This is a genomic window from Bordetella sp. 02P26C-1 (assembly GCF_009763255.1).
Classification (GTDB): Bacteria; Pseudomonadota; Gammaproteobacteria; order Burkholderiales; family Burkholderiaceae_B; genus Bordetella_A.
Genome location: NZ_WSJB01000010.1, coordinates 82,728 through 94,771, shown reverse-complemented (window position 1 = coordinate 94,771; position 12,044 = coordinate 82,728). Strand labels below are relative to the sequence as shown.

9 protein-coding genes are annotated in these 12,044 nt (G+C 60.0%); 4 read left to right on the top strand and 5 right to left on the bottom strand.

Features of this window, described 5'->3' with window-relative positions; translation table 11 throughout:
• Positions 1 to 124 precede the first annotated feature (124 nt).
• From GOQ28_RS06100 to GOQ28_RS06085, 4 genes are all read left to right on the top strand, one after another.
• Entirely contained in the window at positions 125 to 1,339 is a 1,215-nt protein-coding gene (locus GOQ28_RS06100) for an MFS transporter (RefSeq protein ID WP_160355820.1), read from the top strand.
• Between the two features lie 119 nt (positions 1,340 to 1,458).
• On the top strand, positions 1,459 to 1,716 hold the full coding sequence (locus GOQ28_RS06095; protein WP_160355819.1) for a DUF2061 domain-containing protein: 258 nt from the start codon (positions 1,459 to 1,461) through the stop codon (positions 1,714 to 1,716).
• A gap of 23 nt (positions 1,717 to 1,739) precedes the next feature.
• Positions 1,740 to 3,443, top strand: a complete 1,704-nt coding sequence (locus GOQ28_RS06090) for a dihydroxyacetone kinase family protein (protein WP_160355818.1) — start codon at positions 1,740 to 1,742, stop codon at positions 3,441 to 3,443.
• Between the two features lie 147 nt (positions 3,444 to 3,590).
• Positions 3,591 to 5,270, top strand: a complete 1,680-nt coding sequence (locus GOQ28_RS06085) for a mechanosensitive ion channel family protein (protein WP_160355817.1) — start codon at positions 3,591 to 3,593, stop codon at positions 5,268 to 5,270.
• 91 nt (positions 5,271 to 5,361) lie between these two features.
• Here the strand turns inward: GOQ28_RS06085 and GOQ28_RS06080 are convergent, their stop codons facing one another.
• The 5 genes from GOQ28_RS06080 to GOQ28_RS06060 are packed head-to-tail and all read right to left on the bottom strand — an operon-like array spanning position 5,362 to position 12,003.
• Complete coding sequence (locus tag GOQ28_RS06080) at positions 5,362 to 6,885, bottom strand: efflux transporter outer membrane subunit (protein ID WP_160355816.1); 1,524 nt, start codon at positions 6,883 to 6,885, stop codon at positions 5,362 to 5,364.
• A gap of 14 nt (positions 6,886 to 6,899) precedes the next feature.
• The gene (locus GOQ28_RS06075) at positions 6,900 to 8,015 is read right to left on the bottom strand and encodes an ABC transporter permease (RefSeq protein WP_160355815.1); all 1,116 of its coding nucleotides are present in this window, start codon (positions 8,013 to 8,015) and stop codon (positions 6,900 to 6,902) included.
• 3 nt (positions 8,016 to 8,018) lie between these two features.
• The gene (locus tag GOQ28_RS06070) at positions 8,019 to 9,203 is read right to left on the bottom strand and encodes an ABC transporter permease (RefSeq protein WP_160355814.1); all 1,185 of its coding nucleotides are present in this window, start codon (positions 9,201 to 9,203) and stop codon (positions 8,019 to 8,021) included.
• On the bottom strand, positions 9,200 to 11,002 hold the full coding sequence (locus GOQ28_RS06065) for an ATP-binding cassette domain-containing protein (RefSeq protein WP_160355813.1): 1,803 nt from the start codon (positions 11,000 to 11,002) through the stop codon (positions 9,200 to 9,202). The genes GOQ28_RS06070 and GOQ28_RS06065 overlap by 4 nt, the downstream gene beginning before the upstream one ends.
• Complete coding sequence (locus tag GOQ28_RS06060) at positions 10,999 to 12,003, bottom strand: HlyD family efflux transporter periplasmic adaptor subunit (protein WP_160355812.1); 1,005 nt, start codon at positions 12,001 to 12,003, stop codon at positions 10,999 to 11,001. The genes GOQ28_RS06065 and GOQ28_RS06060 overlap by 4 nt, the downstream gene beginning before the upstream one ends.
• Between the last annotated feature and the right edge of the window lie 41 nt (positions 12,004 to 12,044).

The following is a 12,044-nucleotide window of genomic DNA, read 5'->3' as shown; positions in this document are numbered from 1 at the left end:
GCCCGTCGAGGTGCCTGCAGGCCCAGACAGAGGCGAGTATTATCGAGGCCGGGAGTGCATCCGGCGCGCATCGGCGCAGGCGTGCTCCCTTGGCCCTCAATAAAAAGACAGTGACCAGAGCGACATGACCCGAGCAGCTCCGACATGGCTGATGCCCATCGTGGCAATTTTCACGCTGCAGACCATTTCGTCGTTTCTGAACCGTCTGATCCCCATCATCGCGCCGGACATGTCGGCAGAATATGGCTGGAGCGGCAGTTCTATCGGGTATCTCACCGCCAGCAACTCGCTGGGCAGTCTGGCGATCTTGGTCGCGGGCTCGGCGATGCTCAGGCAAATCGGTGGCATGCGCACGCTGCAGCTGACTATGCTGATAGGGGCGGCCTGTATGGCGTGGCTGCTGGTTCCCAGCTTGACGGTTGCGCTTATCGCCTGTTTTTTCATGGGATTAAGCGGCGGCGCGGCCAATCCCGCGGGCAGCGAAGTGCTGCAGAAGTATTCCCCGCCGGGCAAGCGCAACCTGATGTTTTCCATCAAGCAAGCGGGCGTGCCATTAGGCGGCGTGCTCGCAGGCCTGTTCGTCCCGGTGCTGGTGACAGTGGCTGGGTGGCGCATTTCGCTGTTTATCTGCGCCATCATCATCTTGGTTCCCACCATGATGTTTTGGCGTCTGAGCAGCCGCCTGGACGAGACCCCGAATAAGAAAGCTCACTTTTTCCATTTCCCGACGATGGAATCGCTGCGTACGTTGACCGTGCCGCTTGCCGCGTTACGCCATAACAGCGGTTTGATGAAGATGTCGGTGGTGGGCAGCCTCTTTGCCGTCTCGCAAAGTTGTTGGTTCACCTTTACCGTGATCTATCTGGTGGATCAGCTTGGCTATTCGCTGAGTCTGGCGGGCGCGGTGTTCGCTGTCATGCAGGCGGGCGGCGTCATCGGGCGGATCGTACTGGGGTGGTTATCGGATTACTTGCGCTCGGCGAAAGCGACGCTGACGCTGGCTGCGGTGTTTTCCACCATCACGACGGTGATGCTGGGGCAGACGAGTTCGGCTTGGCCGTTATGGTCGGTGATCGCGCTTGCCTTCATCGCGGGCGGATCGGCGGCTAGCTGGAATGGCGTACAGATCGCCGAGGTGGCACGTCATTCGCCGCCGGATTTGATTTCAGAGACGTCTGCCGGCTCGAGCATCCTGGTCAATTTGATCAATATGCTGGCGCCCACACTGTTTGCGTTGTTTGTGGCGAGCACGGGGCGCTATGACTATGCGTTTATGTGCGCGGGCGCGCTGACTTTGCTGGTACTCGTGGTGCTGCCGCGCGAACCGCGTCGCGCCTGACACGTCGCGAGCGTGGCGCCATATGTTTCGACTATGGCGCAAAGCGGAAATATCAATTAGACCGGTTTAATGATAATAATTATCATTAAATACAGTTGATTATTCTTTCCAGGTCCGCCATGTCACGCCTTCGTCAGCTCCGCCCAGAAACCTCCCGTATGCTGCTCAAGACCGGCAGCTACTATCTCATGCACATCATGGTCGCTGCGATGGTCGCTTATCTGGTGACCGGCAACCTGATTGCCTCGCTCACGTTAAGCTTGTTGGAACCCACGGTCCAGGCGTTCGCTTACTTCTTTCATGAGAAGGCCTGGAGCCGGGCGGCGAGCAGACAGTCGCAGACTGGCGGCAATCCGGCCGTAGCCGTCGCGGGCTGATCGCAACTGAACCCGGAGTTCGCATGAAGAAACTCATCAATGATCCCCGCCACATCGTGCGCGAAGCCCTTGAAGGGCTGGTAGCCAGCACGGGGCATCTGGCCTTGGTCGAAGGCGAGAATATTGTCGTGCAGCGCGAGCTTTCGGATCCGCAGACACGCCCGGTCGCGGTGATCTCGGGTGGAGGCAGTGGGCACGAACCCGCGCATGCGGGATATGTGGGCGCCGGGATGCTGACCGCTGCCGTTGCCGGTGATGTGTTTACCTCGCCCAGCGTGGATGCAGTGCTGGCGGGTATTCAATGCGCCGCGGGTCCGGCGGGCGCGTTGCTGATTGTCAAGAACTACACCGGGGACCGACTGAATTTCGGATTGGCGGCTGAACTGGCCCGCGAAGCCGGTATCCCCGTCGAGATCGTGCTGGTGGCCGATGACGTGTCCTTGCGCGACCGGGTTCCCGCGGAACGCCGGCGTGGCATCGCCGGTACCGTGTTGGTCCATAAAATCGCCGGTGCCGCGGCGGCGCGGGGATGGCCGTTAGAGCAGGTCGCGGCGATTGCCACGCGCGCGGCGAGTGCGGTGGGCTCCATGGGTGTCGGATTGGGGGCTTGCACGGTGCCTTCGGCGGGCACGCCAAGCTTTACGTTGGGCGAGGATGAAATCGAATATGGCTTGGGCATTCATGGAGAGAAAGGCGTAGAGCGCGTTTCGATGAAACCTGCCGATGCGATCGTCGACGATATCCTGGGGCACATTTGCGAGGAAATTCCGGCTGGTGCGCAGCGTGTGGCCTTACTGGTCAATGGCTTGGGTGCAACGCCGCCGCTGGAGCTTCAGATCGTGGCCAGGCATGCGATCGCCAGTTTGCGTGCGCGCGGCCTGACGCCGGTGCGCGCATGGGTGGGCAATTTCATGACGGCGTTGGAAATGCCAGGCGTTTCTTTGTCGGTGTTACCGGTGGACGATGAATTGCTAGAGCTGTTGGACGCCCCCAGCGACGCGTCAGCGTGGATGCCGTCGGCGCATCTCGGCAGTTCGATGGCGAAGGTCACGCTGCCCGACACGCGTCAATCCACGCACATGGAGGGTTCCGCGCCAGGGCCGTTAACGGACACGCTGCGTCGCGTGGCTACCGATGTGGCACACGCGCTGATCGCAGCGGAAACCGAACTCGGCGAACTCGATGCGCGAGCGGGTGACGGCGACTTGGGCGCAAGCATGGCGCGCGGCGCACAAGCCATTCTGGATCTGCCAGACGCGGCTTATCACACCCCGGCTCAGTTCTTGGCCGCGCTAGCTCAAGGCGTGCGCCGGGCTATTGCGGGGAGTTCGGGGCCGTTTTACGCGATAGGGCTGTTGCGTGCCAGCCGGGAACTGGCTGGCGTGGCGCAACCCAGCGCGGCGCAGTGGCAAGCGGCTTTCGCGGCGGCGCAAGCTGGCGTGATGGACATGGGCGGCGCCAAACCGGGGGATCGTACGATGGTGGACGCGCTGGCCGCCGCGAGCGAGGCATGGGCCAAGGCCTTGAGCAAAGGCGCGGGTGGCTTGGACGCTTTCCACCAGGCTGCTCAGGCAGCCCAAGCGGCCGCCGACCAGACAGCGAACATGCAGCCGCGCCTGGGGCGCGCCAGCTATCTGGGTCAACGCGCCGTGGGGGTGCCGGACGGTGGCGCGGTTGCCGTGTCACTTTGGCTCGACGCCATACATAAGAGCCTCGACGCGACCTGAGCATCGCCACCTTGTCGTCCAAGCAGGCGATCGTAGTGGATAATTCACTTGGTTCGCAGGACGAGAAAGGAAAAACAAGTGGCGGCTCTGATGAGATGGTGTCGGGCGTTGGCGGTGGGATGCTGCGCGGCGTGGATGATAGTTGCCATGAATGCGCCCGCCTACGCCATGGCCGAGCGCGCGCTATCCCCGGTGAATACCTCCAGCCCAAGCGAGACCTACCAGTCGCTCGTGGCAGGCATAGATCGCCTCGAAGAGCTCTACACCGACTACAAAGCGGACAAGAGCTTCGACAAGCTTCGCGAGATACGTTATCAGTTCGGTCGCCTGCGCGCACTGCTGGATCTGACCGACGTTCCCTCGGCCAACCGGGTCAAGGTTGGCAATGCGGCGATGACGTATTTGGCCGATATTCTCGTGCGCCTTCCTCCCGTCGACGTAAAGGATATCCCGGGTGGCAGCCCGAGCGACAAGGCATTACCGGCGCGCTGGAGCATCCCAGGCACGGACATCCAGATCGCCAAAATGGAAACCGGGTCACAAGCGAATGAGTACTTGATCACGGCGCAAAGTATCGCGAACCTCGCCGATTTCTATCATCGGGTGGAGGATCTGCCGGTTTTACAGCCCAGACGCTACAGCTCGCTGCAAAAGGAACATATCAATGCGACCGGGCCGCTGATTCCCAACTGGCTGACAAGCCACGTGCCCGACTCGCTGAAGGTCGTCTACCTCAGCACCCCCCTTTGGAAAATTATCGCGATTGCTATCGTGGCCTTCGCTATGCTGGTCGTCGCGGTGCTATGGGCACGGCTGACACGCATACAGCGCCGTCGCGGTAGCGAAGTGCGGCGTCTGGGCTGGCAATTCACCCTGCCGACCATGCTGTTGCTTTTGTATTCGATTGGCGACTGGTTTGTCATATCGCATCTGAACCCCGCTGGGTACTTCGCAACGGGCGAGCGTCTGCTTTCTACGGCAGCGTTCTATGTCGTGGTCGCTTGGGCAGTATGGATTGCTTGTTATCTCATCGCCGAAACCATCATCAATTCGCCAAGGATCGCGGGAAATAGTCTTGATGCACATCTGCTGCGGCTGACCGCGCGCGTCGCGGCGATTGGATCGGTGGGCGCCATATTGATATATGGCGCTAATGAAATCGGCATCCCTGCGTTAGGCTTGATCGCGGGGATTGGCGTTGGCGGTTTTGCGCTGGCGCTCGCCGCGCAATCGACGATCGAGAACCTGTTTGGTGGCGTAGCGCTTTTTGTGGACCGCCCGTTTCGTATCGGGGACGTGATCAGTTTTGGCGATCAACGCGGCGCGGTGGAGATGGTCGGCACGCGCTCGAGCAGAATCCGGGCGATGGACGGCACGCTGGTCACAGTCCCCAATAGCGATCTGGCCAGGATGAAGATCGTGAACTATTCCCGCCGCAATAAGTGCCTGTTTATCCATACATTGGCGCTGCAAGTCGATACGCCGCCAGCGCGACTACGGCAGTTGCTCGCGCGCTTACGCGAGCTGCTTGCCGCTGAACCCATGGTGGAGAAAAAAGACGGTTGGCCGCGCGTGCGCTGGACCGGCGTCGCGGTTGGGCATCTCGAAGTCGAGATCCGCGCTTATGTACAAACGGATAACTATACGAAGTTTCTCGATGTGCAGGAGTCGCTGCTGCTAAGTATTTTTGAGCTGATCGAAGCGCTGCAAATCAAGCTGGTGCAGCCGCGGATTGTCAGCACTGCCGGAACTGAGCGGATTCAACGTCAAAGTTCTGAGTCGCACATTGATTCCTATACCGAGCATACGTCGGTGAGCGCAGATTGAGTTGATATGGTTATCTGTTCTGCGCGTAGCAGAACAGATAACCGTACGCGCACCGACAGGTGTGCAATCGCGCACACACCCGCTGTCGGCGCTATTGAGGCGCGGGCGTCTGCGTCACTGGCGGCGAAGAGACATTTCCCAGCGCCTTGTTGACCGCCACATATCGATTATTCATTTGCCCCTGACTCGTGGCCAGATCGCGGCGCGCTGCGATATAGCTGCGTTGAGTATCCAACACAGTCAGGAAGTCGGCGGCTCCGCCTTCGTAACGCGCCTGGGCCAACTGGTAGGCATCCTGCGCCGCTTGCACGCGCAATTCCTGCTCGTGGAGCGCCTGCTGATCGGCCGTATAGGCGCTCAGGGCGTCGTCGATTTCCTGCCAAGCTTTCAGGACGGTTTGCTGATAGTTCACCGCCGCCTCTTGCTGCTGCAGTTCACGCAAGCGCACCACGCTTTTTCGCCGACCATGATCGAAGATCGGTAGATCCAGGCTGGGACCAATGGACCAGGTACGACTGCCCCAGTCCGCGAATTCACCGCTCAAGTAGCTCTCATACCCGAATCGGGCGCCCAGGCGGATGCTGGGGTATAACGCCGCCTGGGCGATGCCGATATTGGCCGTCGCGCTATGCAAGCGTGCCTCGGCCGCGCGGATGTCGGGACGACGCTTTGCAACCTCGGAGGGCAGGCCCAGGGCCAGATCGGGCAATCGTGCATTCAATTGCGTGGGAGCCGCTGTTAACTCCTGCCGCAGTTCGCCGGGCGGCACGCCCAACAGCAGCGAGATTTGATTGATATTCGCGCCCTCTTGCGCCAGCAGGCCCGGCAATTGCGCTTTCAGCATAGAGACCTCTGCGCGTTGCTGCTGCAAATTCAAGTGATCCATTGTGCCACCGCGCACATAGGCTTCGAGCAGCGACAGGCGCTCCTGCAAGGCGGCGATATCCTCGCGCGTGAGGCTTATCTGATGTTGAGCTGTTCTTAAACCAAAATAGGCGCGGGCCACATCGCTAGCAAGCGAGAGCCGCGCCATATCCAAGAGCGCGGCTTGCTGCGCGACGTCGGCATCCGCGGCTTCGACGGAGCGGCGCACGCGGCCCCACAAATCCAACTCCCAGGAGGCATCAAAGCCTGCCTGGTACAACGTAAATGGCTCGGACAGCAGCTTGACCACCTCATCGCGATTCGCGCCGCCAGCGACGGCATCGATCAGCCGGGTGCCGGCACCATATTCGCTTTGCCGCTGGCGAGTGATTCCGCCGTTCGCGGACAAGTCCGGGCCACGCTGGGCCGCCGTCGTGTCACGCTGTGCACGTGCTTGCGCAAAGCGCAATGCGGCTGTCATCAGATCGGGACTGGCCACGAACGCACGCTGCAGCAATCGGTCCAGCACCGGGTCCTCGTAAGCGCGCCACCACTGCGGTGGCAAAGCCGCATCCGAGCCTGGCGCCACCTGCAGGCTGTCATCGACGCTACGCCAACTGGTCCAGTCGTCGGGCGCCTGTGTGGTGGGCTTGGTAAAGTCTGGTCCAACAGTACATCCCGCCAGCGTCAACGTGACCACACTGATCGTCAACAGCCACGATGTAATGCCTGATCGTCGTTCCTCAAACATAGCGAGTATCCGCATCAAGTTAACCGGTTACGGAACAACCACGCCGCCAGGGGCAGAGTGATCGCAGCCATTACCAGCAATGGTATGAAGTCAAGGGCCACATCGGTAAAACCCGCGCCTTCCAAGTAAACACGCCGCACGATGGAAGTGCCAAAGCGCAGCGGGTTGGCGTAGGTGACGATTTGCAGCGGCTCGGGCATATTGCGCACGGAGGTCAATAGGCCCGAGAGCAGCATTAGTGGCATGATGAGCAGGAACGAGAACAGCATGGCCTGCTGCATGGTCAATGACAGTGCCGATATTGACAAGCCCAGGCCCACCGAAGCGATGGTGAAGGTAAGCAATCCCAGATACAGCAACACAACCGAGCCGCTCATCGGTATCTGGAACCAGAATCGCGTCACCAGGAAGATAATCGTTGACTGCATCAGGCCGATAATGATCGCGGGCACCGCTTTACCGATGAGGATCTGCATGGGCGTAAGCGGCGTGACCAGTAGCTGATCAAACGTGCCTTGCTCCCGTTCGCGCGCGACGGACAAGGCGGCAACCAGCAAGGTTTGCAGCATACTTAGCGCGCCTATCAGGGCCGGCATCATGTTCCAACGCGACTCCAGGTTAGGGTTAAACCACGCGCGTCTATCCACTTGTATGCCTGGTGCGCCCGTTCCGTTCGAAGCGTTGTAGCTGCCCACGATCGAGCTGACATAGGCTGCCGCGGAACTGGCGGTCAAGGAATTTCGTCCGTCCAGAATGACCTGTAGCGGGGCGCGTTGGCCCGTCTCCAGGCGCTGTTCGAAATCGGCGGGTATCGCCAGCACCACCAGCGCTCGATTACTGTCGATGGTCTCGGCGATCTGATTCGACGAGCTGAGCGTGGAGACCCGATGAAACACTCCCGTGCCGTCCAGCCGCGCCAGCAACTCTGTCGCAGCCTTGCCCCGGCTTTGATCAAGCACGGCGTACGGCACGTGGTTCAAATCGTATGTCGCGCCATAGCCAAACAACAACGCTTGAATCAAAGCGGGTGCGAAAAGCACGAACCGGGCCGAGGGATCCTTCAGCAAGTCGAGGATTTCCTTGCGGATGAGCGCGGCGATCTGAGCGAGGGTGACGAGGAAGGCAGCCATACGTCACTCCAGGCTTTTGCGCAGCTTGCGGCAGGTGCCGATTGTCAGCAACACCGCATACAGCGCCAGAACAGCGGAACTCTGCGCGATCGTAGGCCAGTGATCCCCCGCCAGAAACAGCGTCTTGATCAACACCATGAAGTGCGTGGCGGGTAACAGCTGACTGATGTACTGGATCACTGCTGGCATATTGCGCAAATCGAACACGAACCCGGATAACATCATGGCAGGCATGAAGCTCGCCAATAGCGCGATCTGGCTGGCCTGAAATTGATTGCGCACCGCGGCGGATATGAAAAGCCCCAGCAGTAGCGACACCAGCAGGTACAGCATCGAGACCATCGTGATGACAAACAACGAGCCCCGCACCGGCACGTGAAAGAGAAAGTGCGAGGCCAGCAAACACATCAGCAAATCAATCGCGCCTATCACCAAATACGGCACGATCTTGGACAACACGATTTCCAAGGGCCGCACCGGCGTGACAAACAGGGATTCCAACGTGCCTCGTTCCCATTCACGCGCAATCAATAGCGAGGTCAGAAAAGCGCCTACCAAGGTAAGCACCAGCACGATAAGCCCTGGCACCAGATACCAACGGCTTTCTCCAGCCTCGTTAAACCACATGCGCTGCACGACTTCCACGCTGCCGGCAGCACCGGCTTTATTGCCACCTCGATCCGCCTGACGTTGTGCCCAGATGCCTAAGACGCCATTGATGTAGCCTTCGATACTGGATGCCGAAGTCGAGTCCACGCCGTTCAGTATGAGTTGTACCCGGGCGTCGCCTTGATTGAAACGACGCGAGAAATCCACCGGGATACGCAGAATGCCCACCACGTCGCCCGCTCGCATCAAGCGTTCGGCCTCGCGCATGTCGGGCACGATCAGAGGATCGAGATAGTCCGACCCCTGCATGCCGGCGACGATCTCACGGGGCAGAGGTGCCCGGTCTTCCATGGCCACCGCGATGGGTGCATTCTTGACGTCGAAGGACAGACCATAGCCGAACAGCAAGATCAGCGCGACCGGCAACAACAGGCCGATGGCGAGATCGCTTTTGTCGCGCAACACCTGCCTGATTTCCTTGCGCAATAGCGCCAAAAAGCGGCCGCTAAAGCCCGAGCCCTGAGCGCGCACGCGGGTATGGCTGTTGTCTGGTTGGCGCGGCGCTTGTTCAACGTTCATGCCAGTGCCTCCGACCTATGCGACGCCGTCGCCTCTGCACGTCCTTGTTCCACGATGGCAATGAAGGCGCTATTCATATCCATTTGTCGGCTCGCGTCTCGTCCCTGCCCAGCCTGCTCGCGCACCTGCTGCGGTGTGCCGAGCGCCAGCATTTTTCCAGCGTCTTGAATCGCGATGCGATCGCAGTATTCGGCTTCCTCCATGAAGTGCGTCGTGACGATGATGGTCACGCCCTGTTGGGCCAACGAAGTGATCGTTCGCCAGAACGCGCGTCGTGCCAACGGATCGATACCGCTGGTTGGCTCATCAAGGAACAGAATCTCTGGCTGATGCAGCAAGGCCGCCGCCATCGCAAGGCGCTGTTTATAGCCTCCAGGCAAAAGACCGCTGATCGCATTTGGTGCCAGGCCAAACTGTTCAATGGTGGCGCTCACGCGCTCTTGCAGCCTGCGGCCGCGCAAGCCATAGACGCCGCCAAAGAACTCCAGGTTTTCGCGCACGGAGAGGTTGCCGTAGAGCGCGAATTTTTGCGAGACATAGCCTATGCGAGCACGTGCTTGTGCGCGCGCGCGGCGCAGATCCAACCCCACCACTTCGAGATGTCCGCTGGAAGCGGGAAGCAGTCCACACAACATGCGAAATGTTGTCGTCTTACCCGCGCCATTGGGTCCGAGCAGCCCAAAGATTTCGCCACGCGCCACATCGAATGAGGTGCTGGCCACAGCGGTGAAATCGCCGAATTTACGCACTAGATCGCGTACCACGATGACAGGTTTTCCGTCCCCGACACCCTTCCGAACGACCGTATCCGACGTAGTAATGCGTGCGTCACCCGTCTCGACTGCCTCTCGCTGATGCTGGCTCTGTCGCAACATCATCATGAATGCGTCTTCGAGCTCTTCCTGGCATGGCACAGGTTGTAAGCCCGAGATCAACCGATTCAGATCCCCCGGCTGGGCCTCAGGATAGCGGATATAGTGCACAGAGCCGCCTTTAGGCACGGCGTCGATGATCGTTGCTCGGGCATCGATTAGCCTGGCTTGCTGATCCCGTGCTGGCGTATCGGCCGTAGGCGCCACCATGAAGGTCAAGCCCCGCGCTCGGCTGGCCAGTTCGTCAGGCGGTCCATCGGCCAACACGCTGCCTTCACTCATGACATAGACATGCGCACAACGTTCTGCTTCGTCCATATAGGCGGTGCTAACCAGCACGCTGAGCTCTTCTTCTTGCACGAGTTGCTGTAGGATTTTCCAGAGTTCGCGGCGCGACAAGGGGTCCACGCCGACACTGGGCTCATCGAGCAACAAAAGATCGGGCGATCGGACCAAGGTACAAGCCAAGCCGAGCTTTTGCTTCATGCCGCCAGAGAGTTTGCCTGCTGGCCGATGGACGAAATCCGTCAGATCCGTCATGTGCAGCAACCTGCTAAAGCGCTCGCGGCGCACCTGGCGCGGTACGCCGTGCAGATCTGCGTACAAGTCCAGGTTTTCCTGTACGCCCAGATCCTCGTACAGGCCGAACCGCTGCGGCATATAACTGATGCGATCCTGCACCGCCTGAGGATCCTTGGCGACATCGATGCCAAGCACCTCCAACGTACCCGCATCCGGCTTAAGCAAGCCGGCGGCCATGCGCAGCAGCGTGGTTTTTCCCGCGCCATCCGGGCCCACCAACGCTGTCAGTCTGCCGCCCCTTACCTGTAGCGAGATGTCGTTAATGGCGTGCAGTGGATCACCGGTAGGCGAGGCGAATGTCTTGCGCAGGTCCCTGGCCAGGACGATGGCTTCGCGCTCGCTCATTGGGGTGTCTCGCCTCCAGGGAATCGCACTGTCGCCGGCTGCCCCAGCCTGAGTTGGTTGTCCAGGTCTTCGACCTGCACGCGCAGTTCGTAAACGAGGCTGGTGCGCAGTCCCTCGGTTTGCACGGATTTTGGCGTGAACTCGGCCACCGAAGAGATATAGCCCACCCTGCCGTCTATCGGCTGACCAGGGCGACTATCCGTATAAACCTTAGCGGCCATGCCAGGTTGAATTCGGCCAAGATCGGATTCGCTCACGAAGACGCGCACCCATTTGGGTTGCGTGAGTGCCAACGAGAATGCGGCTTTCTGGGGCGTGGCCATATCGCCCGGTTCCAGTAAGCGCGAGCGCACGACTGCATCCGCGGGGGCCTTGAGTTCCCCTTGAGCGATCTGATGCTCGAAAAGCGCAAGCTGCGCTTGGGACGCTTGCAATTGCGCCTCGGCCGCAGCTAGTTCCTCTTTGCGTGGGCCCATTTCCGCGATGCGCAATGCTTCTTCTTGTTCCGCCGCCCGGGCTTGGGCGACCTTTACGTTGCTACGCGCCAGATCCATTTCCTGAGCGCTGACGCCCCGTCCCTGCGTATTGGCGGAGATCCCCTGCAGGCGTTTCAAATCCTGCTTCGCGCGCGACGCATCCGCTTGTGCGGCGGCCAGACGGCTGCGTGCTTGCGCGACTTCTTCGGGACGCGAACCATTGCTCAGGCGTAGCAGGTTTTGCCGCTGCACTTCAATCTGGGCGCGAGCCTGTTGCGCCTGCAATTCCAGGGTTTTGGTGTCCAATACGCCAAGAACCTGACCGGCTTTGACGCTGTCGCCTTCTTCGGCATGCAGCGCCACGACGCGTCCATTACCATCGAAGGCCAGTGACACTTGGCGGATGTCAACGTTGCCGTGAAGGGCTAAGTTGTTGTCGTCGACATTAGCCTTGGTGTACCACCACACGCCGCCAAGTATTGCCAAACCCGTCAAGATCACGACAGCAATGACGGTTTTTTTCATGTTTTTATGCTCCAACTATTGTCGCCGCCCGGCGCATTCAG